We start from the raw sequence: 25,088 nt of genomic DNA, 5'->3' as shown, positions 1-25,088 counted from the left end.
GGGCGGGTGCCGAGACTAGCGGAATTCCCGGAATGCCGGGCAGTCGGGGGCCGCAGCCGTCGCCTGCGTCTCCATCAGCAGCGGCATGAGGCTGTGCGCAGCGTGGCTTGCCACTTCGGCCAGCGCCGCCGCAGGCGTGGTGTCGCCCACTTCGTACGTCACGGCCGGCGCGCCGAGGCGGCAGAACGCCCAGTTCTTGAACACCGGGGTGCGCGCGGCGGAGGGCTTCTCCTCGATGTCGAAGCCGGCCTGCATCGCCGCCATCCACGCATGCAGCACGCCGCCCGGCGCGCGCGAGGGATCCTCGGTGACGGTGTAGAACACGTCGCGGAAGGTGGAGTGGAAGTCGATGGCGAAGGCCACGTCGCCGGGGCCGATGCCGCGTGCATCCAGCAGGTCGCGCAGCGCGCGCGTCTCGGGCTGCGCGAAGGGACCCCAGTCGCGGTTGATGTCGACGCCGTTGGCGTTGCCGCGCCAGTGGCCTTCGACCACGCCGTCGGGGTTCAGCAGAGGAACCACCAGGACATGCACCCGCTCGCGGAACGCACGCGCCTGCGGCGTGTCGGCCGCCAGCGCCTCCACGAACGCGATCAACGCCTGGCTGCCGGTGTTCTCCGGCGGGTGCTGGCGGCCGAGCACCAGCAGCAGGGGCGCGCCCGTGCCGGCACCGAACTCGAAGGCCTGCAGCGACCGTCCCTGCACCGAGCTGCCGAAGGTCCGCGGCGCGACGCCCGCCTGCGCGGCGACGCGCGCCGACCAGCGCTCGAAGTCCCCGGGCAGGAACGGAGGCTGCGCGAACACGCGCAGTTCGCCCGCGTCGAGCGGGACGCGCAGGCGCGCGGTTCCGTCCACGTCGAGTTCGAACTCGTCGTCACCGGCCTCGCGCCACGCCTGGCCGTCGGCGCTCAGCTTGGGCACGTAGCGGTGGCGATGGTCGTGCGCATAGGCGAACTGCAGTTCCAGCGCGCGCGGCGCGTCGGCCTGGACGCGGAAGCCGTACCAGGCGCTGGGGTTGATCGGGTCGGTTTCGGGCGCCACCACGATCCGGTAGCGGCCTTCCCCCAGGCGCTCGACCGCCGACAGGCGCGCGGCCGGCAGCAGGTTGTCGAAGCCGATGCCGTCCTCGTCGAAGCGCCAGGACCGCCGCACTTGCGGCACCACCCGCGGCTCGTCCGCAGCGGCGGTCGCGGTCGGCGCGACGCTGTCCCCCGCGGGCGCCTCCGCGACCGGGCTAGAGGCGCAGCCGGAAAGCAGCAGCGCCAGGGCGGTGGCCAGCCAGGGAGCGCCGTTCAAGGCGGCGCGTCCGCGGCGGTGCGGGCGTTCGTCGGTGCGATGGTTCATTTCGGATCCAGGTGGGACGTGCCGCGCGATGGTCGCAGGCAAGCCTGCGCCTGCCAACCGGTGCGCCCCTCCGACGGTAGAATCGCGGCCATGAGCCGCCGCCGCCACCGCACGTGAACCCCGCGCCCGCCGACCTGCAGGCGATCGGCTGGCGCGACGCCGTCGATCGGCGCTGGCAGGACGCGATGGCGGCCCATCCCGGCGCCGCCCCCGCGCGCGTGGTGGAGCAGCATCGCTCCGGCTACATCGTGGCGACGGGCCCCGGCGATGGCGTCGCGGTGGAGTCGCTGCCCGAATGGCAGCGCCCGCCCGGATATCGCAGGGGCACCGTGGCGCCGGACGACCGGCCCGCGGTCGGCGACTGGGTGCTCGTCGAGGACGGCAGGCGGATCGTCGCCCTGCTGCCGCGCCGCAGCGCGATCAAGCGCGGCGCCGCAGGCGAGCACTACCGGCAGCAACTCATCGCAGCCAACGTCGACGTGGCCTTCGTGGTCTGCGGCCTGGACGGCGACTTCAACCCGCGCCGCATCGAGCGCTACCTGTTGCTGGTACAGGGCGCGGGCGTGCAGCCGGTGGTGGTGCTGACCAAGGCCGACCTCCCCGGAGCCGACGCGGCCGCCGCCCACGCCGCGCTTGCCGCCATCCAGGCGCTGGGGGTGCCGGCGGTGGCGGTGAATGCGAAGGACGCCGCTGCGGTCGAAGCGCTGTCGCCGTGGCTGCGACCCGGCGACACCGCCGTGCTGGTCGGCAGCTCCGGTGCGGGCAAATCCACGCTCACCAACACCCTGCTCGGCGTCGACAGGATGAAGACCGCCGCGGTGCGCGAACACGACGCCCGGGGTCGCCACACCACCACCCATCGCGCGCTGATCCCGCTGCCGTCCGGCGCCTGCCTGATCGACACGCCGGGCATGCGCGAGCTCAAGCCCACGGGCGAGGAGGAGCTCGCCGACGGGGGGTTTGCCGACATCGAGGCGCTCGCCGCGGAATGCAGGTTCCGCGACTGTGCGCACGACAGGGAGCCGGGCTGCGCGGTGCGCGCCGCGATCGCGCGCGGGGAGCTCGACGAAGGCCGCTTCCTGAACTACCTGAAGCTCGGCGGCGAAGTCGCCGCCGCCTCGGAGCGCCTCGCTTCGCGCCTGGCCGACAGGCCGGGCGCGAAGGTGCATGCCCCGCGTCCGCGGAAGCACGACCGGGGGCCTGGCTAGTCCGTCGCCGCCCGCGCGCGCGTGTCGCGCAGGGTCTTGGCGAACACCGTCAGGAAGCGGCGCGCGGCTTCGGGCGGCGGCCGGTCCTCCAGGTGCACGCACTGCACCTTGAAGCGCAGCGGCGGCGAGAACGGGCGGTGCGACATGGCCGGGCCGGCCGCGGCGCGCGCGGTGAACTCGTCCACCACCGCCATGCCGACGCCGTTCCGCGCCAGCTCGGCGGCGATGTAGAAGGTCTGGTTCGAGACCACTTCGTTGACGGTGACGTCCTGGTGCTGCAGTTCGCGGTTGAGCAGGTCGCCGACCGGGCCGCCCGTGGTCAGGCCCACCAGGTTCTGCCCGTCGAGGATGCGCAGCGGCACCTGCTCGCCGACGCCGGGGAGGGTCATGGTCCGGAACAGCAGCATCAGCTCGCCGGTGTCGATGTCGCGACGCTTCATCCGCGGGTGGGTCGGCGGGTCGTAGGCGATGGCGATGTCGCAGCTGCGCTCGTACAGGGCCTGGAACAGCGCGTCGTGGTGCAGCGTCTGCACGTCGAAGGTGACGTCCGGGTGGCGTGCGCGGAAGCGGGCGATGGCCAACGGTGCGATGTGCAGCCCGAGCGAGGGCACGACCGCCAGCCGGACGCGGCCGCCGGACAGGCTGCGCAGGTTGCCGACCGTCTTCTGCAGCGAGGTCAGCCGGCTGAAGACTTCGGACACCTCGACGAACAGTTCGTGCGCTTCGTCGGTGGCGACCAGGCGGCCGCGCACCAGGCGGAACAGCTCCAGGCCCAGGCGCTGCTGGGTGTGGTGCAGCACCTTGCTGACCGAGGGCTGTGATACATGCAGCGCACGCGCGGCGGCACTGATCGAGCCGGTGGTGTAGACGGCGTGGAAGACCTCGATCTGGCGGAAGCGCATGTCGGTCCGGCACTCCTGGGGGCAACGGTCATCATCGTCGTCCGCGGCGCGGGTGTCGCATGACTAAGGTTGTGCCGCCTGTCCTTCGCGGCGCGGATCGGCGGCGCCCTGCAGGCCGTCCCGGCTCACCGCCACCCCGTGCAGGCCCGAATCCTCGCCGGCGCCGGGCACGACCTCCATGCCCAGCCCGGACAGGGCGGCGCGCAGCGGTGCCGGGAAGGCGCCGGCCTCGCCGTTGAAGCGCTCGCCGCGGGCCACCAGGTTCGGCAGCGCGATCGCCTGCTGCAGCGGCAGGTCCCAGTACAGCCAGCCGACCAGGGCCTTGGCGACGTAGGCGGGGATGGCGTTGCCGCCGGGCGAGCCGATGGCACCGGCGAAGCGGCCGTCGCGGTCGAGCACGATCACCGGCGACATCGACGAGCGGGGTCGCTTGCCCGGCGCGATCGCGTTGGCGGCCGCCGCGCCGGGGCCCCAGGAGAAATCGGTGAGCTGGTTGTTCAGCAGCATGCCGCCGACCACGCGCCCGGAGCCGAAATAGGACTCGATGGTGGTGGTCATCGACACCGCGTTGCCGGCGGCGTCGACCACCACGAAGTGGCTGGTGCCCGCGGGCTCGGCGGTGGCGTCGGCGTCGTTCGCGGGGGCGCCGTGCGGCCGGCCGGGCGCGGGTGCGCCGGGCGCGGCGCGCGTGCCGATCAATGCGCGCCGCGCGGCGATATAGCCGGGGTCGAGCAGGCCGTCCACCGGCACGTCCACGAAGAGGGGATCGCCGACGTAGTGGTCGCGGTCGGCGTACATCAGGCGGCTGGCTTCGGCGAACAGCAGCCAGGCCTGCGGATCCTCGGGTCCGCGCCCGGCGATGTCGGTGCCGTCGAGCAGGAGCATCAGCTGCAGCAGACCGACCCCGCTGGCCGGCGGCGGCGCCGTGCAGATCACCCGGGCGCGCAGGGGGCGGCAGATCGCATCGCTGCGCTCGGCGACGTCCACCAGCAGGTCCGCGGGCGTCATGCGGGCGCCATGCGGCGGGTCCGCGACGCGCGCCAGCAGGGCGTCGGCCAGTGGGCCCGTGCGCAGGGCATCGGCACCGCGCGCGGCGATGGTGCGCAGGCTGGCGGCATAGGCCGGGTTGCGGAAGGTGTCGCCGACGCGCAGCGGCGTGCCGTCCGGGCCGGCGAACAGTGCCACCACGTCGGGCGCCGACGCCTGCGGGAAGGTGCCGACAATGTGGCGGTGCAGCCGCGGCGTCACCGTGAAGCCCTGTTCGGCGCGCAGCGCGGTGGATTCGAACAGGGTCGCCCAGTCCAGCGCGCCGTGCGCGGCGTGCGCGAGCTCGAGTGCGTGGAGTACGCCGGGGACGCCGGTGGCGCGACCGCTGAGCATCGCCCCGGCGCGCGGCAGCGCGCGGCCTTCGGCGTCGTTGAACAGGTCCGGACCGGCGCCGGCGGGCGCGCGTTCGCGGCCGATCCAGCTGTCCACGCGGCCCGATCCCGCGTCGTAATGCAGCATGATCGCGCCGCCCAGGAGGCCCGAACTCTGCGGCTCGACCAGTCCCAGCATCGCCTGCACCGCGACCGCGGCGTCGATCGCGCTGCCGCCACGGCGCAGCACCTCCAGGCCGGCTTCGGTGGCGAGCGGGTGTGCGCTGCTGACCAGGCCCGCCTGCGGAGGGTCGGCGGCATCGGCAACCGCCGTCTCGCGCAGGCCGGTGCCGCAGGCCGCCAGGCCGAGGAGGAGCAGGAGGGCGAACGCGCGGTACGGCGTCGCCGGGGATGCGTGCAGCGATGACGAGGCCAAGGGCGGGCTCCTCTGCGGAAGGCCGGCGCCACGTGGGCCGCCGGCCGGTAGCGGTGGCCGCGAGGCTATCGCGATCGTGGGCCGCATGCCCCTCGCTTTGCCGCCATGCTCCATAGCCCCGCTGCATACCTCCCTGCAGGAATGCTGCACGACAGCAGGGGCCGTCTGGGGCAGTGTCGGGATGGAAACTGGAGATCCGGAACCATGCGCAGTCCCTTCGCCTTCTCCCGAGCGGCGCTGCTCGCCCTCTGCCTTGCCGCCGCCGCGGCCGCGCCGGCGCAGACACGGCAGTTGCTCAACTACGAGCAGATCCACAAGCCCGTCGTCGCCGACGCCGGCATGGTGGTCAGCCAGAGCGACCAGGCGAGCCGGATCGGCGCCGAGGTCCTGCGCGAAGGCGGCAACGCGGTCGACGCCAGCGTGGCCATGGCCTTCGCGATGGCGGTGACCCTGCCGCGCGCCGGCAACATCGGCGGCGACGGCTACATGCTGATCCATCTCGCGGACGGGGACCGTGCGGTCGCGATCGATTTCCGCTCGATGGCGCCCGGGCTGGCCACGCTCGATGCCTACGTCGGCGACGACGGCACGCTGCAGGGCCATCAGGCCGGCATTCGTGCCGCGGGCGTACCGGGCACGGTGGCGGGGCTGGCACTGGCGCACGGGAAGTACGGGCGGCTGCCGTGGAAGCGGCTGCTGGAGCCCGCGATCCGGCTGGCCGAGGACGGCATGGTGCTCAGCCGCGACGAGGCCTTCGCGCTGGACTGGGGCCGGGAGCGCCTAGCGCGCAGCGCGGCGGGGGCGAAGGTCTTCCTGCATCCGGACGGCTCCGCGCTGCGCGCGGGCGAGCGCCTGGTGCAGGCCGACCTGGCCTGGTCGCTACGCCAGATCGCCGAGCACGGCGCGGACGCGTTCTATCGCGGCGCCATCGCCGAGCGGCTGGATGCGGGTATGCGCGCCCACGGCGGACTGCTGCGCAAGGCGGACCTGGCCGCCTACCGCGCCATCGAGCGCGAGCCCCTGCGCGGCAGCTATCGCGGCCACACGCTGTTGACGATGCCGCCGTCCAGCGGTGGCGGTCCGGGCATCGCGATGACGCTCAATATCCTGGAGCAGTTCGATCTCGCCGCGATGGGCGCCGGTTCCGCCGACGCCGTCCACCTGCTGGCCGAAGCCACCAAGCGCGCCTGGCGGGATCGCAGGGCGCATGCGAACGATCCGGCCGCCGCGCGCGTGCCGCTCGAAGGCTTCGTGTCGAAGGCCTACGGCGCGTCGCGGGCCGCCGGGATCACGATGGACCGCGCCATGCCCGCCAGCGACGTGGCCGCCGGCGACATCTGGGCCCATGAAGGCGCCGACACCACCCATTTCTCGGCGGTGGACGGCGAGGGCAACGCGGTCAGCACCACCTACACCATCGGCTCGGACTTCGGTTCCGGGGTGATGATCGAGGGCACCGGCTTCCTGCTCGGCAACCTGATCGGCAATTTCTCGCTGCAGCCGCAGCTCGAGGCCGTGCGCGAGGGCCGCGACGCGCCGGCGAATGCGCTGCGGCCGGGCAGCCGTCCGGTGTCGAGCATGTCGCCGACGATGCTGCTGCGCGACGGCCGGCCCTGGCTCGTGACCGGCAGTCCCGGTGGCAACACCATCCCCGGCACGATCGTGCAGATGATCGTCAACGTCGTCGACTTCGGCATGAACATCGCCGAGGCCACCGCGTTCCCGCGCATCCACCAGCAGGTCACCGAGCGGGGCGAGCTCGACATCGAGCGCGGTTTCAGCCCCGACACGCTGCGCATCCTGCGCGAGCGCGGGCACCGGCCGGAGCAGGGCGAGACCATCGGCAGCACCCAGACGCTGCTGCTGGAGCCGGGCCGCGTGGAAGGCGCCGCGGATCCCCGGCGCCCGGGGGCATCCGCCGCCGCGCAGTAGGTGCGGGGGTTCGCAGGCATAACCTGCCGCTATGGGATGGGCTCAAAAAGCGAGGCTTCGCGAAGGTGCAAGGTCGCTACAGTCCGGGCAGGGGGGCGCGATACCGCGCCGATCCGTGTCTTCGGAGGAAGTGACCACATGCACCATCGCCTGACCAGACCGACGCTGCTCAGCGTCATCCTCGCATCGACGCTGCAGAGCATGGCATTCGCGCAGCAGCCAAGCGCCGAGCCGGCGCAGCCACAGACCGAGGCCGAGGCCAGGGCGAAGGAACTCGACACCGTCGTTGTGGTGGGCAGCCGGCTCGCGAGCACGCGCGCCGAGGGTCCGTCGCCGGTGGTGGTGATGGACGAGGAGAAGATCGAGGCCACCGGCGCCATCTCCGGCGACGAACTGCTGCAGGCGATGCCGCAGGTCGGCGACATGATGTTCAACAACAGCGACACCGCGGCCAACCTCAACGCGGCGCGCGGCGACGTCGGCTCGATCAACCTGCGCAACCTGGGCACCGGCAACACGCTGCTGATGGTGAACGGGCGCCGCATGGTGCCGCACCCGGGCACGCAGACCGAATCGCTCGTGCCGCGCCAGACCGCGAACATGAACGCGATCCCGCTGTTCGGCACGCGCCGCATCGAGACCCTGCTGGGCGGCGCCTCGGCGCTGTACGGCTCGGACGCCGTCGCCGGCGTGGTCAACGTGGTGCTGGACACGCATTACCAGGGCTTCCAGGTCCAGACCCAGTACGGCGGCTCCGAGGACGTCGAACTGCGCCAGGGCAACATCAACTTCAAGGCCGGCAAGTGGTTCAACGACGGCCGCACCCGCGCGACGCTGGTGGGCGGCTGGACGCACCGCACCGACCTGCCGGCGACCGAACGCGACTACAGCGCCAACATGGACCGCCGCGCGCTGATGGACGGCACCGAGTTCGAGGGCGTGGCCGCCTTCGACGACCGCATCACCGGCAGCGCCTGGGGCGTGTTCCAGACCGTCGGCAACGTGGCCGTGCGCGGCCCCGGCAACGCGCTGATCACCAACGGCAGCGGGCAGTTCCACATCGACCCGGTCGGCCACCACGGCTGCACCGCGGCGCTGGACGGCAACGTCTGCATCAACACCGGCGCGCAGAACACCACCATCGACCGGCCGCTGCGCTTCAGCCCGAACCACCAGCGCCAGATCCTCGGCGAGCTCGACCGCATGAACGCGTTCGGCACGATCGAACACGACCTCGACGACAACTTCGTCGCCTTCGGCGAGCTGGCCTGGTACAAGGCGCGCTACGAAGGCATGCGCGAGCAGGCCGCACCGCTGGGCGCGGCGCCGATCCTGGTGTCGAAGAACAACTACTACAACCCCTTCGGCGCGATGTACCGGGCCGACGGCTCGCTCAACCCGTATCGACTGGCGGGCATCAACGCGCCGGTGGAAGGCCTGGACGTGCGCCTCACCAGCTACCGTCCCACCGACACCACGCGTCCTTACACGGTGGACGACGACCAGTACCGCTTCCTCGCCGGCGTTCGCGGCATGGTCGGCGGCTTCGACTGGGAGGGCGCGGTGCTGTACTCGTCGGCGACCACCACCGACACCCAGCACGGCTCGATCAGCAACACGCTGTTCTCCGAGGCGCTGTCCTGGAACACGCCGGACGCCTACAACCCCTTCCTGGGCGGCAACCCCGGTGACTGGGGCGCGCCGAAGGACCCCGGGCAGAACCAGGCGGCGATCGACCACTTCTCCGTGCCGGTGGTGCGCGAGAGCAGGGCGACCCTGTTCCAGCTCGATACCCGCTTCATCCGCGAGGACCTGTTCCGTGTGCCGGCCGGCGACGTCGGCGTCGCCTTCGGCGGCGAGTGGCGCCGCGAGACCCTGGACGACGACCGCGATCCGCGCTTCGACGGCACCTACACCTATACCAACCCGCTGACCGGCGCGATCACCAGCGACGTGCTCGGTGCCAGCCCCTCGGGGGACAACTCGGGCGACCGTGAGGTCGGTTCGCTGTACGCCGAGTTCGCGATCCCGCTGGTGTCGCCGCAGATGGGCGTGCCGCTGGTGCGCGCGCTGGACCTGCAGGTCGCGGGCCGCTACGAGCACTATTCCGACTTCGGCGGCGTCGCCAAGCCGAAGGTGTCGCTGGCCTGGGACATCGTCGACGGCATGATGTTCCGCGCCAACTGGTCGCAGAGTTTCCTGGCGCCGAACATCCTGCAGATGTACGCCGAGGGCACGACCGTCAGCAACAGCCGCACCGACTACTACGTGTGCGAGGCCGACATCCGCAACGGCACCATCGACGGCGTGCATCGCTGCGGCCGCACCTACAGCACGATGGCGATCCGCAGCGGCAACCGCGACCTGGATCCCGAGACCGCTGAGACCTGGTCGGCCGGCTTCGTGTTCCAGCCGCGCTTCCTGCCCGAATCCACCCGCATGACCTTCACCACCGACTACTGGGAGATCCAGCAGGAGGACGTGATCGGCATCCTGGGCGAGGCCACCCACCTGGCCCTGGACTACCTGCTTCGCATGCAGGGCTCGTCCAACCCGGCCGTGGTCCGCCTGGCCCCGGACGAGGCGCGGATCGCCCTGTTCGAGGGCACCGGGCTGGACCCGGTGGGCATGGTCGACTACGTCGACGACCTCTATATCAACCGCCTGCCGCGGACCACGCGCGGCATCGACTTCGGCGTCGACTGGCGCCTGCGCACCGACGCCGCCGGCACGTTCAGCGCCAGCCTCAACGCCACGCGCCTGATCCAGATGACACAGGATCCCACCGCCGACGAGACGCGCATCTTCGAGGCCCAGGAGTCGGGGCTGATCGACGACAACTTCGACCTCCGCAACGCCGGCAACCTGCTGGGCGTGAACGGCAAGCCCGAGTGGCGCGCGACCTTCAGCACCTCCTGGCGCAAGGGCGCATGGGGGCTGGGCGCCTTCGTCAACTACACCGATGGCTTCGAGTCCACCGGAGCGGTGTCCAACCTCGGCAACTACTATCCGGTGCCGAGCTGGACCACGACGAACCTCTGGGCCGAGCACCGCTTCGACGGACGCGACGGCTTCCTCGACGGGACGCGGGTCCGGTTGACCGTCCGCAACGTCGGCGACCGCCAGCCGCCGCTGACCCCGAGCGCGCTGGGCTTCAACTCTTCGCTGCACAACGCGCTCGGTCGGGGCTGGTACCTGACGGTGACCAAGTCCTTCGACTGAGCCAGCGCCGCCGTCGCCAGGAATGGCGACGGCGGCCGCGGCGCACACGATCGAACCACCTGCCGGAGGACGCATGAAGGAACGGAAGAACGTGGGCCGTCTGCTGTCCTTGTGCACGACCTTCCTGCTGGCCTGCGCCTGGCTGCCCTCCGTCGCCAGCCCCGGCATCGACGACCGGCTGCGCGCCCTGATGGCCGAGCACGGGACGGTCGGCCTTGCGGTGGTGGTGGTCAGGGACAACGCCGTCGTCCATCGCAGCAGCCTGGGCTGGAAGGATCTGGAGCGGGAGATTCCGCTCGACGAGGACGACGTCTTCCGGATCGCCTCCATCTCCAAGTCGTTCGCGGCCACCGCGGTGATGCAACTGGTCGAACAGGGGCGCCTGTCCCTGGACGACGACGCAGGCGACCTGATCGGCTTTCCGGTGCGCAACCCCGCATACCCGGACCGGCCGATCACGCTGCGCATGCTCATGAACCACACGTCGTCAATCACCGACGGGACGCACTACGGCAGCCTGGACGTGATCGACCCGCGCACCGGCGGCGCCTGGCGGGACAGCTACGCCGACCGCGCTCCCGGCGAGCGCTACGAATATTCCAACCTCGGCTACAACATGGTCGGGGCGATCGTGGAGCGGGCGTCCGGCGAGCGCTTCGACGCCTACGTCAGGCGCCATGTGCTCGAGCCACTCGGGCTGTACGGCGGCCATCTCGTGGACGCGCTCGACGAAGGCAGGTTCGCCCGCCTCTACCGCTGGCGCGAGGACCAGGGCTTCGTGCGCTCCGACCAGGCCTACCTGCCCCTGGGGCCGCGCCTGGACACCCACGTGATCGGCAAGGACGCGCCCGTCTTCTCGCCCACCGGCGGCCTGAAGATCTCCGCGGCCGACCTGGCGACGTGGATGCTGGTGCACATGAACCACGGCACCTGGAACGGCGTGCGGATCATCAGCGCGGAACACGCGCGCGCGATGCAGTCCCCCACCGTCACCATCGACGCCACCTCCGCCTACGGCCTGGGCCTGCGCACCGAGCGTGCGCTGCTGCCCGGCGTCGAGCTGACCGGCCACACCGGATCCGCCTACGGCCTCTACAGCTCCATGTTCTTCGACGTCGAGAAGAAGTATGGTTTCGTGGTGATCACCAACGGCACCCGCGACATGCGGGTGCGGGACGAGGTCAACGGGGCCCTTCATGAGCACTTCATCACCGGCGCAGGGAGCCTGCCGCCGGAGGAGTGAGCTTGCCGGTTCCATGCTGGATCCAACACACCGGGGGAGTGGAGGCATGAAGCGGATGGCACTGGCCCTTTTCGCGTGGGCTCCGTTGGCGTTCGCGGCGGATCCGCCCGTCGTGTCGGACGCGGCCACGATGGAACAGGCCGGAATGGTCGACATCCGCAGCCTGGTGCCGGACATGTCCCAGGCGATCGCCTACGCCGGCAGCGACAACTTCGTCGGCGCACCGGTGGACGGGTACGAGGCGCCACGCTGCTGGCTGAAGCGCGATGCGGCCGAGGCGCTGGCGCGGGTGGATGCCACGCTGCGTGAGCGCGGCATGCGGCTGCGCATCTTCGACTGCTACCGGCCCGTGCGCGCGGTGGCGCACTTCATGCGCTGGGTGAACGACACGGCGGACCAGCGCACCAGGGCCCGGCATTACCCGGACCTGGACAAGTCGCAGCTGCTGGACGGGTACATCGCACCGGTGTCCGGCCACAGCCGTGGCACGACCGTCGACCTCACCCTGCTCGGATGCGACGCGCGTGGCGCCGCCTGCGAGCCGCTGGACATGGGAACGGACTTCGACTTCTTCGGGCTTCGCGCCAACACGGCGTCGCCCGAGGCCAGCGACGCACAGCGCGCCAACCGCCAGCTGCTGGTCGAAGCGATGGCCGCCGAGGGCTTCGGCAACTATCCGATGGAGTGGTGGCATTACACCTACCGGTCGGGTCCGGGAGCCGGTGCGCTGTACGACGTGCCGGTGACCATTCCCGCCTCGATGGGCCGGCAGGCGGAGATCGAACGTCTGATGCAGCCTTACGACGGCGACGTTCCCGGCGCATCGCTCCTGGTGCTGAAGGATGGTCGGGCCGTGGTCAGCCGCGGCTACGGGCGATCGAACCTGGCGCGCGGCACGCAGGCGGATGCAGCGACCAGCTACCGCCTCGCATCGGTCACCAAGCCGTTCACGGCGGCCGCGATCCTGCTGCTGGCCCAGGACGGAAAGCTCTCCCTCGACGATCCGGTGCGCACGTGGCTGCCCTCGTTGCCCGCGGCGGCCGAAGGCATCATCGTGCGCCACCTGCTGAATCACACCTCGGGCCTGCCCGACTACGAAGACCTGATGTCGAAGCCCTGGCCGGGCCAGATTCTCGACGCCGGCGTACTGACCCTGCTGGAAACGCAGGACCGACTGCATTTCGAGCCCGGCAGCACCTACCGCTACAGCAACAGCGGCTACGCGCTGCTGGCGCTGATCGTCGAGCGTGCCTCGGGGATGTCCTTCGCCGACTACCTGCGCAGCCGCATCTTCGTGCCGCTTGGAATGCACGGCACCCACGCCCGGGTCGAGGGCGGCCCGGACATTCCGTACCGTTCCTGGGGCTACAGCGCGACCGACGGGGGCTGGGCCGCGACCGACCAGAACCCGTACAGCGCAGTGCTCGGGGACGGAGGCATCTACTCCAGCATCGACGACCTCGCCCGCTGGGACGCTGCGCTGGACGACGACCGCCTGTTCAGCGACGCGACGCGCGCGATGGCGTTCGGCAGGCAGGCCGCGGTGCCCGACGGGCAGGAAACGACGTACTACGGGTTCGGCTGGCGCGTGACCGGAGACGGCGGCAGGCAGTGGCACAACGGCGAAAGCATCGGCTTCCGCAACGCCTATGTGCGCTGGCCGCGGCACGGCCTGACCGTGGTCCTGCTGAGCAACCGCAACGATCCCACGCCCTACCGGACCGCGCTGGAGATCGGCGGGCTGTTCCTGCGGGACGAGCTGCGCCGCACTAGGGGAGCCACGCAAGAAAAACCATAACCCCCGCCTGTCGAGCCGTTCTTCCAATGAGGAGAGAGTAGAGCTATGTCGATCGCACGTCGTTCGTCCAGGCGCCACGCCCCGACCGCCGCCATCATGCTTGCGCTTGCCGTTCCGGGCACCGCGGCCGCGCAGTCGGAAGACACTGATCCCGCACGCACCGCCAGGACACTGGACTCGGTGACCGTCACCGGTTCGCGCATCAAGCGCACCGATGTGGAAACGGCATTGCCGATCACCATCATCCAGAAACAGGAGATCGAGGCCCAGGGAATCACCTCCGCCGAGCAGCTGCTGCAGTTCCTGAACATCTCCGGCAACGGCTCGGACAATCTCGTCGCCCAGGTGGGCGTGGGATCCGACGAAATGCGTGGCAACAACGGCGTGTCGGGTGCCAACCTTCGCGGCCAGGGCGCCGACGCGACGCTCGTGCTCCTCAACGGCCGCCGCGTGGCCACCCACGGCCTGCGCGGCCAGGCGGTCGACCTGAACTCCATCCCCTTCGCCGCGATCGACCGCGTGGAAGTGCTGCGTGACGGTGCCTCGGCGGTGTACGGCACCGACGCCATCGGTGGCGTGATCAACTTCATCACCCGCAGCGACTATCGGGGCGTCACGGTCAATGCGGGCTTCGACGTGACCCATGACGGCGGCGGCGACATCTACAACGCCAACATCCTCGGCGGCGTCGGCGACATCAGCACCGATCGCTGGAACGTGTGGGGCACGCTGAACTGGAAGAAGAACGAGATCCTGACGGGCTCCGACCGGGATTTCGCCACCACCTTCCAGCCGAACCGTGGCCTGTCGCCGGATACGCGCGGCACGCCGTTCGCGACGGTCACCAACTCCGCGGGGGGCATCATCACCGGCTCCCTGCCCGATCCCGCCGGTGGCGGCAACCAGTCCTTCATCAATCCCCTCGACCTGCCCGGGGGGCCTGGCTGCGAAGCCGGTGGCGACCTGATGGGCCCCTATGAACACCTGATGTGGGGCGTGGCCAGCGCCAAATACGCCTGTGCATGGGACTACCCGGCCGCACGGGTGATGCAGCAGCCGCTGGAGAGCGTCCAGGCGATGGGCCGCGCCACCTTCGGGATCGGCGACGGCCACCTGTTCTATATCGAGGGCATGAAGTCGCGGGTCAAGTCGAACCGCCAGTTCGAGTCCCAGCAGATCACCTCGGGCACGACCGGATCGCTCAACCCGAGCACGTGGTATCCGCTGAACGACATCACCCGCGACACCTACAACGAGGTGTACGAAGCCATCCGCGGGTTCTTCTATCCGGGCTCCGCGGCGCTGAGCAGCGTCGGCAACCTGGTCTACGGCAACCGCATTCCCTACCGCTGGCGCTGCGAGGCCTGCGGCCCGCGCGAGGTGCTCACCACCACCACCGCCTGGCGCCTGCTGGCCGGGATGGAAGGCGACATCGGCAGCTGGAACTACGATCTCGGCCTGTCGCGCGCCTCCAGTCGGGGCGAATCCACCCTGGGCAACGGCTACTACTTCACGACCGAATTCCAGCGGGCGCTGGGCAGCGGCCACATCAATCCTTTCATCATGCCGGGCGAGCAACAGAGCGAGCAGGGCATGGACCTGCTCCGGGCCGCGTCGGCGGCCGGCGTGAAGCTGTACGGAGGTGAATCCACCGTCACCACGCTGGACGCGTCCTTCGCCGGCGGCCTGGGCTGGACGCTGTGGGGCGGCGAGGTGCAACTGGCGACGGGCATCGAGCTCCGCCGCGAGGAATTCGGATTCGCCGGCAAGCTGGAAGGCGAAGCCGCCACCCGGGCCATCTACCAGGCGCCGTTCGACGTCAACAACGACCAGCCCGATGTCGGCCGCGACATCAAGGCGCTGTACGTGGAGGCCTATGCGCCGGTGCACGAGACCCTGGAGCTGACCCTGGCCGTGCGCCACGACGACTACGACACCTTCGGAGGCACCACCAACCCGAAGTATTCGTTCAAGTGGCAGCCGTTCGACGCGCTGGCGTTCCGGGGAGCCTACAGCACCGGCTTCAAGGCGCCGGAGTTCACCAAACTGTACGGCGGCAGGCTCGAAGGCGAATACACCGGCCTCGATCTCGCCGACCCGGCCCTCTGCCCCGGCGGCGTGCCCAACTCCAGCGTGCCCGGGTGCGAGTTCATCAACCGGCCCGGACAGGTGTTCGGCGGCAACATCAACCTGCAGCCCGAGGAGTCCGAGCAGAGGAGCCTGGGGGTGGTCTACGCGCCCACCGACACCTTCAACATCAGCCTCGACTGGTGGGAGATCGAGCGCCTGAACACCATCCGCGCGCCCGACATCAACATGCTCCGGGATTTCTACCATCTGTTCGCCGACCGGTGGATCCGCAACCCCGACGGCTCGCTCGATCATCTCGATCGCACCTTCGCCAATACGGGCGGCACCCTGACGAGCGGCGTCGAGCTGGACGCCAACCTGCGCGGTGAACTGGGCGGAGGTGCATGGCAGGTCAACCTCAACGGGAGCTATATCGACAACTTCCAGCAGAGGGTGCTGCTGGAGATGCCCTACGGCGACAACGAGGTGGGCAGGTACGTGCGCTTCTTCAATCTGCCGCTGAAATGGAAGCACACCTTGAACTTCGGCTACGTCAAGGGCCACTGGGCGCACACGCTGACCCAGGTCTATCGCCACGGCTACAAGGACGAATTGCCGGTCAGCATGGTGCGGGGCACCTGGACGCCGCCGGACTGGAACCCCGACGTGGACCGTTACATCACCTACAACTACGGCGTGACCTGGACCGGCCTGGAAAGTACGAAGATCACTTTCGTCGTGCGCAACCTGCTCAACACCGATCCGCCGTTCACGGCCCACCAGAACGACTTCGCATCCGGGGCGGCGTGGGAAGCCCGCATCGGCGACCCGCGCGGCCGTTCGTACGGCCTGATCGTCGAGCACAGGTTCGAATGACGCTCCAGGCCGGTCGCCGCCGCTTCATCGCGGCGGCCGCGGGGGCGGCCCTTGCCGCCCCCTCCCGGCGTGGGCCGCGCCGCTGCTGGGCGCGCAGGACAGACGGCGGGCGCTCGCGGCCAACGCCTGGATCGAGGTCGATCCGGCCGCCTTCGAGCACAATCTGCGCTTGATCCAGGCCATGTCGACCGGCGGGGCGCGGACGTGCGCGGTGATGAAGGCCGATGCGTATGGCGCCGGCATCGAGCTGGTGATGCCCAGCATCATCCGGGCCGGCATCCCGTACGTCGGCATTGCCAGCACCGAGGAAGCGCGGATGGCACGGTCCTGCGGATTCCGTGGCCGGCTGATGCGGGTGCGCGCGGCCACGTCCGCCGAGGTCGAAGGGGCGCTGCCCCATGACGTCGAGGAACTGGTGGGAGGCCTGGATGCGGCGCGGACCATCGCCGGGATCGCCCGCAGGCATGGCCGGCGGCCCGCGCGGGTCCACATGGCCCTGAACTCGGCGGGCATGAGCCGCAACGGGCTGGAGCTCGGCAGCGCGCAGGGACGCCACGAGGCCTTGGAGATGGTGGCGACCGAAGGCCTCCAGATCGTCGGCCTGATGACGCACTTTCCGGGAGAGGAGCCCCCGGACCTGCGCCAAGGCGTGGAGACATTCAAGCGGGAGGCCGCGTGGCTGTTCGCCAACACCGCGCTGCGTCGCGAGCGCGTGCTGTTGCACGCCGCAAACTCCTTCGCCGTCCAGCACGTCCCCGAATCGCATCTGGACATGGTTCGCCCCGGAGGCGCGCTGTACGGCTATGGCGGCACGCCCAAGCCGCCCTTCGTCCACGTGGCCTCGTTCCGGACGCGCGTGGCCTCGGTCCAGGCCTACTCCGCGGGCAGCACCGTGAGCTACGACCGCACCTTCACCCTCGAGCGCGATTCGCTGCTCGCCAACCTGCCCGTGGGCTATTCGGACGGCTATCGGCGCGCCTACTCGAACAGGGGATCGGTGCTGGTGCGCGGGCAGCGCGCGCCGGTGCTGGGCCGCGTCACCATGAACACCACGATGGTGGACGTGACCGCCATCCCCGGCGTCGAGCCGGGCGACGCGGTCGTGCTGTTCGGCAGGCAGGGGGAGGACGAGATCACCCAGGCCGAGATCGAAGCGGTCACCGGAGTGATCCTCGCCGACCAGTACTCCGTCTGGGGCAGCCTCAATCCGAAGTTCCGGCGACCCTGAGCGTGCGCGCCCCCCGGGGTGCGCTCGCCCGCGCTCAGCTCCAGAAGTTGATGAAGCCGGTGATGATCAGCGCGTTGGTGAAGTCGATGAAGAAGGCGCCCACCAGGGGCGCGACCAGGAACGCGCGGGGCGCCGCGCCATAGCGCTCGACCAGGGTGCGCATCACCGCCATCGCGTTCGCGGTGGTGCCGAGCATGAAGCCGATGAAGCCGCCGCCCATCACCGCCGCGTCGTAGTCGCGGCCCATGGCGCGGAACACCACCAGGCAGAACGCCGCCACCATCGCCACCTGCAGGCCGAGGTTGACCAGCAGCGGCAGCGCCAGGCCGGCCAGTTCCCACAGCTTGAGGTTCATCAGCGCCACCGACAGGAACAGCGCGAGGCAGACGTTGCCGATCAGGTCGGTGGTCGGCACCGACATGCGGATCCAGCCGGTGGCGTCGTCGATGTTTCGGATCACCGCGCCGACCAGCATCGCGCCGACGTAGGCGGGCAGGGTGATGCCGGTGGCCGAGATCAGATCGCTGACCCAACTGCCCAGCCACATGGCCACCAGGATCACCACGATGCTCTTCAGCGCGCCGTACTCGCGCTGGGCCTCGGTCTGGGGCAGGGGCGTGGTGTCGATGCCGTCGGGCGCCGTGTGGTCCAGCGGCCGGGAGGACACCAGCCCGAAGCGGCGGATCAGGACCGTGATCACCGGCCCGCCGATCAGCCCGCCGAGCACGATGCCCGACATCGCCGCGGCCACCGCGATCGACTCGGCGCCCTCCACGCCGGCGGCCTCGAACAGGGGCGCGAACGCCAGCCCCGTCGCCGGTCCACCGGTGAGCGTCGTGGACCCGGCCAGCACGCCGAACAGCGGATGCAGGTCGAAGCCGACCGCCACCGCCATGCCGAGCAGGTTCTGCGCGACCGCGAAGGCCGTGGCCAGGGCCAGGAACACCAGCACCTGCTTGCCGCTGATCTTCAGCAGGCGCAGGCTGGCGTTGACGCCGATGGTGGTGAAGAACGCGATCATCAGCGGGCTCTGCAGGCCCGTGTCGAGCACGAAGAGCGTGGTGCCGCGGTCGTACGCGACCCAGGCCGCGATCGCGAACACCAGCCCGCCGATCACAGGCGGCGGCAGGTTGTAGCGCTCGAGCACGGGGATCGCGCGGCACAGCGCGTACCCCAGGAACAGGGCGATGCCCGCGAGGGCGAGGGTCTGGACGGCGTCGAGTTGCAGCATGGGCGTTCCTTCTCGGTGTCACGCCGCCCGCACACGGCGGGTGGCGCTCAGGGGCAGGTGCCCGGAGGCGGACGATGCTGCAGCACCCGGCCGGGAAGGGCATGTGCCGCTAGACCCCCGTCGATCATCGGCACGCCATTGACGAACAGGTGCACGACGCCCTCCGACAGCACGGCGGGCCGCACGTAGTCGGCCCTGGGCGCATAGGCCGCGGGATCGAACACCAGGACGTCGGCGAACTGTCCGGCACGCAGGAAACCGCGATCCCGGATGCCGAAGGTGGTCGCGGTCAGGCCGCTGGACCGGTGGATGAAGGCGGCCATGTCGATCACGCCCTCGGCGGCCACGAAGCGCGCGTACTTCTCGGGGAAGGTGGCGTGCTGGCGCGGGTGGCCGTCGCCGCCGTCCGACGCGGTCAGCACCCAGGGCTGGCGCATGAACAGCTCGACGTCGTCGCGGTGCATGTTGAACGACGCGATCCGCTGCGCCGAACCGATGCGCCCCGTGCCGCCCTCGCGGATGATGCGCAACGCGGCCTCGACCGGGTCGAGGCCGGCCTCGTCGGCGAAGCGCTGCAGCGTGCGTGCGCTCCACGGCCAGCCGGTGCCGGTCATCAGGATCGCGTCGGCACCGCCGCGGCGCTGGAGGTTGTCGCGGATGCCGTCGCGGATGCGCGCGGCGGTCGCGGGATCGTCGAGCCGTTCGAACAGCGCGGGGCGGCCACCGTCCATGGCCCAGTCCGGCAGCAGTGCGGCACCGAGGCCGGTGGAGGACGCCAGCCAGGGGTACTGGTCGGCGGTCACGCGCTGCCCTTCGGCCTGTGCGCGTTCGATGCGCGCGATCACCGCGCCGGCACTGCCGTGGACGTCCGCCCCCAGGGCCTTGATGTGGCCGATGTGCACCGGAAGCCCGGCGCGCCGGCCGATCTCCAGGACCTCTTCGATCGACCCCATCAGCCCCAGCGAATAGCTCGACTCGTCGCGCTGGTGGGTGTCGTAGACGCCGCCGCGGATCGCCGCCTCGCGCGCGAGCGCGACCACTTCGTCGGTCGAAGCGAAACTTTGCGGTGTATAGAACAGGCCCGTGGACAGGCCGAAGGCGCCCTCGCACATCGCGTTCGCGACCAGGCCGCGCATGCGCGCCAGTTCGGCCGCGTCGGGCGCGCGCGCGTCATCGCCCAGCACGCGCCGGCGCACCGGGCCCAGGCCGACGTGGGCGGCGACGTTGGTGCCGGTGCCCGCGGCCTCGAGCGTGGCGCGCTCGGCGGCGATGTCGGGCGTGCCGCCGCCGTCGATGCCGATGAAGATCGTGCTCACGCCCTGGTGCAGCCAGGGCAGGAGGCGCCGCATCGCCGGGTCCGGCGAACGCAGGTAGGTGTCGGGGTGCGTGTGCGGGTCGATGAAGCCCGGCGACACCACCAGTCCGGCGGCGTCGATCTCGCGCGCGGCGCGATAGCGCTTCCGAAGACCGGGGCCGACCTCGAGGATGCGGTCGCCGCGGATCGCGATGTCGGCGATCCGGCCCTCGCCCGCGCCACCGTCGAACAGCAGCCCATCGTGGATCAGCGTGTCGGCTTCGGCCGTCGGCGCCTGTTCCGGCAAGGGGCCGGCGCAGCCGGCGAGCAGCAGCAGGCCGGGCAGGCAGGCCGCCAGTGCCCCGAGCCTCATGCGCTGTGCGCGACCTTCGCGCGCGTGCCACCGCCCCACAGTTCCGGAGCCGGCGGCTGCAACAGGCCGTCGCGCATGACCGCGCCCCCGGCATGGTCGTCCTTCAGCCACAGCGGGCCGTCGAGGTCGACGAATTCGGCGTGGCGCGCGACGTGCCACGCGGGTGCGATGGCCAGCGAGGAACTGATCATGCAGCCGACCATGATCCCGAAGCCCTGCGCGCGCGCCTCGTCCAGCAGCTCCAGCGCCCCGGTGAGGCCGCCGGTCTTGTCGAGCTTGATGTTGACCACCTGGTAGCGTCCGCGCAGTCGCGGCAGGTCGGCGGCGGTGTGGCATGACTCGTCGGCGCACAGGCGCGCCACCGAAGTGAAGCCGAGCAGTGCGTCGTCCTCGCCGGCCGGCAGCGGCTGCTCGACCAGGTCGATGCGCGCTTCCGCGAGTACCGGCTGCAGCGACTGCAGCAGGTCCAGCGTCCAGCTTTCGTTGGGATCGACGATGAGGCGCGCATCGGGCAGGACGTCGCGCACGGCGCGGATCTGCGACGCCGGGTCCACGGCGTCGACCTTGATCTTCACCAGGTCGAGGTGGGCGAGCGAGCGCGCCGCCGCGGCCATCCGCTCGGGCGCGTCGAGGCTGACGGTCTGCGCACTGGCCAGCGCCGGCAGCGCGCCGGAATGGCCCAGCAGCGCGGATACCGGAAGACCGATGTTCTGCGACACCAGGTCCCAGAGCGCGCAGTCGATCGCGTTGCGCGCCGCGCCCGGGGACAGCAGCTCGCCCAGTCCGCGGCGGTCCAGCCCGCCGGCGATCGCCGCCGAAAGCAGCGAAGCCTCCTTGATCACCGAGCCCACGCTCTCGCCGTAGCGGGGGTAGGGCATGGCTTCGCCGCGGCCGGTGAGGCCACCGCGGCTGATCGTCGCCACTACCGCCTCGGCCGAGGTGCGGACGCCGCGGGAGATGCGGAACGGCGTGGCCAGCGGATGGCTGGCGTGGGCCAGGCTCAGCACGGCACGGCGTCCAGCAGCCGGTCGACGATGCGCGCCACGCCGTCGCGCATCGGATCCTGCGCCGGCAGGCCGAGCAGATCCTCGGCCTCGCGGCAGGCGCGCGCGGCGCCGTCGGCGTCCAGCTTCGAGGTATTGAGCGCCAGGCCGACCGCGACCACCCCGGGACTGGTCAGGCGCGCGGCCTCGAGGTTGGCTTCGAGCGTGGCGGCGAGATCCGGCAGCGGGTAATGCCGGAGACCGCGCATGTGCGGGCGGCCGGGTTCGTGGCAGAGCACCAGCGCGTCGGGCTGGGCGCCATGCAGCAGGCCGAGAGAGACGCCGGCGTACGAAGGATGGAACAGCGATCCCTGGCCCTCGATCAGGTCCCAGCCGCCGTCATGGCGGTCGGGCGACAGCCATTCGATGCCACCGGAAATGAAGTCGGCGACGACCGCGTCGATCGGGATCCCGCGCCCGGCCACGAAGATGCCGGTCTGGCCGGTGGCGCGGAAGTCCGCGGCCAGCCCTCGCGCGCGCATCTCGGTCTCGATCGCGAGAGTGGTGTACATCTTTCCGGTCGAGCAGTCGGTGCCGACGGTCAGCAGCCGGCGTCCGGCGCGCTTGATGCCGTTTCCGACCGGGGTGGGCGGTGGTGTGCGGGCGTCGAACAGGTGTCGGCCGTTGCGCTGCGCGGCCTCGACGATCGCCGGATGCGAGACCAGCCGCTCGTGCAGGCCCGAAGCGACGTTCATGCCGGCGTCCAGCGCGGCGACGATGTCCGCGATCGAGTCCGGGCCCATGCGCCCGCCGGCGTTGGCTACACCCACGATCATGGTGTTGGCGCCGGCGGCGCGGGCCTCGGCGAAGCCCATGTCGGGAATGTGCACGCTGGTCCTGCAGTCCGGCCCGCGGAACTGGCCCACGCACCATTCGGGCCGGAACTGCACCAGCCCGCGCGCGGTCTTGGCGGCGAGGTCGTCCGCCGCGTTGCCCAGGTACAGCAGGAAGGGTGGCGGCCAATGCGAAGGGTCGCTGGAGGAGGGGGAAGCGGTGGACATGGTCTGGGGCGTCCTGTGCGGCCCGGATGGGCTGGGGGGATTCCATCTTCTGTCCTGGGCCCGCACCCCGCCATTGAAAAGATGCCCCCCGCGCATAACCCCGGGTTATGGCAGCGGGGGCGGCGTCTGCCGGGGGGCTAGAATGGAGGGCCCGCCCGGACCGCAGCCACGCCATGACCGAACAGCCGCCCGCCAGCCCCTCGAACACCGAAGAATTCAAGCAGGCGGCGCTCGACTACCACCGCGCGGCGCCGCACGGAAAGATCAAGGTTTCGGCCACCAAGGCCCTGGTGACCCAGCGCGAGCTGGCGCTGGCCTACTCCCCCGGCGTGGCCTACGCCTGCGAGGCGATCGTCGCCGACCCCGACGAGGCCAGCACGCTGACCGCGCGCGGCAACCTGGTGGCGGTGATCTCCAACGGCACCGCCGTGCTGGGCCTGGGCGATATCGGCCCGCTGGCGGGCAAGCCGGTGATGGAGGGCAAGGGCGTGCTGTTCCAGAAGTTCGCCGGCATCGACGTCTTCGACATCGAGGTCGACGAGCGCGATCCCGACAGGCTGGTCGAGATCATCGCGTCGCTGGAGCCGACCTTCGGCGGCATCAATCTCGAGGACATCAAGGCGCCGGAATGCTTCATCGTCGAGCGTAAGCTGCGCGAGCGGATGAAGATCCCGGTCTTCCACGACGACCAGCACGGCACCGCGATCACCGTGGGCGCGGCGGTCCTCAACGCGCTCGAAGTGGCCGGCAAGCGCATCGCGGACGTGAAGATCGCGCACTCGGGCGCCGGCGCCGCCGGTATCGCCTGCCTCGACATGCTGGTGGCGCTGGGCGCGAAGCCGGAGAACATCCTCTCGGTCGACCGCGACGGCGTGCTGTACACGGGCCGCGCCGGGCTCGACCCCGACCGCGCGCGCTACGCCCGCGACACCGGCAAGCGCACGCTTGCCGAGATCGTCGCGGGCGCCGACGTCTTCCTCGGCCTGTCCGCCGGCGGCGTACTCAAACCGGAGATGGTGGAGACCATGGCCGCACGCCCGGTGATCCTGGCGCTGGCCAACCCGACGCCCGAGATCCTGCCCGACGAGGCGCGCGCCGTGCGCCCGGACAGCCTCATCGCCACCGGCCGCTCGGACTACCCGAACCAGGTCAACAACGTCGTCTGCTTCCCGTACATCTTCCGCGGCGCGCTCGACGTCGGCGCGACCGAGATCAACGAGTCGATGAAGCTCGCCTGCGTGCATGCCATCGCCGACCTGGCCAAGCGCGAATCCTCCGATCTCGGCGCGGCCTATGGCGGCGACGTGCTCTCCTTCGGTCCCGACTACTTCATTCCCCGGCCCTTCGACCCGCGCCTGCTGATGATCGTCGCGCCGGCGGTGGCGCAGGCCGCGATGGACTCGGGCGTGGCGCGGCGCCCGATCGACGTCGACGCCTACCGCGAGCGGCTCGCCCAGTTCATCCACCGCACCGGCCTGGTGATGAAGCCGGTCTACGAGCGCGCGCGCGCCGACGTGAAGCGCATCGTCTACGCCGAGGGCGAAGAGGAGACCGTGCTGCGCGCGGTGCAGTCGGTGGCCGACGAGCAGCTGGCGCGCCCGATCCTGATCGGGCGTCCCGAAGTCATCGCCCACCGTATCGAGCGCCTCGGCCTGCGGCTGCAGGAAGGCCGCGACTTCGACCTCACCAACATCCACGACGATCCGCGTTTCAACGACTACTGGCGGCAGTACCATGCGCTCACCGAGCGCCGTGGCGTGACCCCGGACGCGGCCAAGAACCTGATGCGCTCGCGGCCGACCCTGATCGCTGCGCTGATGGTCCAGCGCGGAGAGGCCGACGGCATGATCTGCGGCCTGGTGGGCCGCTACCACAAGAAGCTTGGTTATCTGCGCACGGTGTTCGGCCTCGACCGGGGCGTGGCCGGGACTTCGGCCATGACCGGCGTGATCAACGACCGCGGCGTGTGGTTCTTCCTCGACACCCACGTCCAGATCGAGCCCACCGCCGAGCAGATCGCCGAGGCCACCCTGCAGGGCGCCTACCGGCTGCGGCTGTTCGGCATCGAGCCGCGGGTGGCGCTGCTCTCGCATTCCAATTTCGGCAGCCACGACAATCCCAGCGCGGCGAAGATGCGCAGGGTGCGCGAGATCCTGGTGAAGCGCGCGCCGCGCCTGGACATGGACGGCGAGATGCAGGGCGACACCGCCTGGGACTCGGTGCTGCGCGAGCGCATGTGTCCGAACACCACGCTGACCGGCCGCGCCAACATGTTCGTGCTGCCCAACATCGACGCCGCCAACATCGCCTACAACCTGGTACGGGTGATGACCGACGGCGTGGCCCTGGGTCCGATCCTGATGGGCGTGGACCATCCCGCGCATGTCCTGACCGCCGGGGCCACGCCCCGTCGCGTGGTCAACATGACCGCGATCACGGCGGTGGAGGCGCAGCTTCGCGCGACGCGGCGGGGACCCGCCCATGGCGAAGCCGCCGAGGGCGGGCAGCAATGACGCGCTGATGCGTGCGCGT

Annotated in this window: 15 protein-coding genes; 8 read left to right on the top strand and 7 right to left on the bottom strand. The window is 70.7% G+C overall.

From position 1 onward, the window contains the following. Positions 1-15: 15 nt before the first annotated feature. Positions 16-1,341, bottom strand: a complete 1,326-nt coding sequence (locus FPZ22_RS06165; RefSeq protein WP_144891361.1) for a M14 family metallopeptidase — start codon at positions 1,339-1,341, stop codon at positions 16-18. A 113-nt stretch (positions 1,342-1,454) separates the two neighbouring features. Here FPZ22_RS06165 and rsgA point away from each other — a divergent pair, with 113 nt between their 5' ends. Beyond that, entirely contained in the window at positions 1,455-2,549 is a 1,095-nt protein-coding gene (gene rsgA, locus FPZ22_RS06160) for a ribosome small subunit-dependent GTPase A (RefSeq protein WP_425463022.1), read from the top strand. On the opposite strand, the gene FPZ22_RS06155 is transcribed toward rsgA, so the two are convergent. Both FPZ22_RS06155 and FPZ22_RS06150 read right to left on the bottom strand, forming a co-directional pair. After that, positions 2,546-3,451, bottom strand: coding sequence for a LysR family transcriptional regulator (locus FPZ22_RS06155; RefSeq protein ID WP_144891359.1), 906 nt, complete (start codon positions 3,449-3,451; stop codon positions 2,546-2,548). The genes rsgA and FPZ22_RS06155 overlap by 4 nt on opposite strands. A 63-nt stretch (positions 3,452-3,514) precedes the next feature. After that, positions 3,515-5,245: a gamma-glutamyltransferase family protein gene (locus tag FPZ22_RS06150; protein WP_210412716.1), complete on the bottom strand. Its 1,731-nt coding sequence runs from the start codon at positions 5,243-5,245 to the stop codon at positions 3,515-3,517. A gap of 204 nt (positions 5,246-5,449) precedes the next feature. Between FPZ22_RS06150 and ggt the strand changes: the two genes are divergently transcribed. The 6 genes from ggt (at position 5,450) to alr (ending at position 17,614) form a co-directional block, all read left to right on the top strand. After that, positions 5,450-7,177 carry a gamma-glutamyltransferase gene (gene ggt, locus FPZ22_RS06145; protein ID WP_144891355.1) on the top strand — a complete coding sequence of 576 codons (1,728 nt, stop codon included), beginning with the start codon at positions 5,450-5,452 and terminating at the stop codon, positions 7,175-7,177. Between the two features lie 138 nt (positions 7,178-7,315). After that, on the top strand, positions 7,316-10,399 hold the full coding sequence (locus FPZ22_RS06140) for a TonB-dependent receptor plug domain-containing protein (protein WP_168198951.1): 3,084 nt from the start codon (positions 7,316-7,318) through the stop codon (positions 10,397-10,399). A 73-nt stretch (positions 10,400-10,472) separates the two neighbouring features. Continuing rightward, on the top strand, positions 10,473-11,642 hold the full coding sequence (locus tag FPZ22_RS06135) for a serine hydrolase domain-containing protein (protein ID WP_168198950.1): 1,170 nt from the start codon (positions 10,473-10,475) through the stop codon (positions 11,640-11,642). A 55-nt stretch (positions 11,643-11,697) separates the two neighbouring features. Beyond that, positions 11,698-13,440, top strand: coding sequence for a serine hydrolase (locus FPZ22_RS14235; RefSeq protein ID WP_342779200.1), 1,743 nt, complete (start codon positions 11,698-11,700; stop codon positions 13,438-13,440). 45 nt (positions 13,441-13,485) lie between these two features. Continuing rightward, positions 13,486-16,386, top strand: a complete 2,901-nt coding sequence (locus tag FPZ22_RS06120) for a TonB-dependent receptor plug domain-containing protein (RefSeq protein WP_210412715.1) — start codon at positions 13,486-13,488, stop codon at positions 16,384-16,386. Between the two features lie 82 nt (positions 16,387-16,468). Beyond that, complete coding sequence (alr, locus tag FPZ22_RS06115; protein WP_144891350.1) at positions 16,469-17,614, top strand: alanine racemase; 1,146 nt, start codon at positions 16,469-16,471, stop codon at positions 17,612-17,614. Positions 17,615-17,648: 34 nt separating this feature from the next. On the opposite strand, the gene gltS is transcribed toward alr, so the two are convergent. Genes gltS through dgcN form a run of 4 tightly spaced genes read right to left on the bottom strand, consistent with a single transcriptional unit; the run spans position 17,649 to position 22,556 of the window. Beyond that, the gene (gltS, locus tag FPZ22_RS06110; protein ID WP_144891348.1) at positions 17,649-18,845 is read right to left on the bottom strand and encodes a sodium/glutamate symporter; all 1,197 of its coding nucleotides are present in this window, start codon (positions 18,843-18,845) and stop codon (positions 17,649-17,651) included. A gap of 47 nt (positions 18,846-18,892) precedes the next feature. Next, positions 18,893-20,512 (bottom strand): N-acyl-D-amino-acid deacylase family protein, encoded by a 1,620-nt coding sequence (locus FPZ22_RS06105; RefSeq protein WP_144891346.1) that lies wholly within the window; start codon positions 20,510-20,512, stop codon positions 18,893-18,895. Continuing rightward, positions 20,509-21,519 carry an N-acetyl-D-Glu racemase DgcA gene (gene dgcA, locus FPZ22_RS06100; protein ID WP_210412714.1) on the bottom strand — a complete coding sequence of 337 codons (1,011 nt, stop codon included), beginning with the start codon at positions 21,517-21,519 and terminating at the stop codon, positions 20,509-20,511. Before dgcA ends, FPZ22_RS06105 begins: the two co-directional genes overlap by 4 nt. Next, positions 21,513-22,556, bottom strand: a complete 1,044-nt coding sequence (dgcN, locus tag FPZ22_RS06095; RefSeq protein ID WP_144891342.1) for an N-acetyltransferase DgcN — start codon at positions 22,554-22,556, stop codon at positions 21,513-21,515. The genes dgcA and dgcN overlap by 7 nt, the downstream gene beginning before the upstream one ends. A gap of 173 nt (positions 22,557-22,729) precedes the next feature. On the opposite strand from dgcN, the gene FPZ22_RS06090 reads away from it, so the two are divergent. Further along, complete coding sequence (locus tag FPZ22_RS06090; protein WP_144891341.1) at positions 22,730-25,069, top strand: NADP-dependent malic enzyme; 2,340 nt, start codon at positions 22,730-22,732, stop codon at positions 25,067-25,069. Positions 25,070-25,088 lie beyond the last annotated feature (19 nt).

The sequence above is a fragment of the Luteimonas granuli genome (assembly GCF_007795095.1).
Lineage (GTDB): Bacteria > Pseudomonadota > Gammaproteobacteria > Xanthomonadales > Xanthomonadaceae > Luteimonas > Luteimonas granuli.
This window is presented reverse-complemented; position numbering and strand designations above follow the sequence as displayed.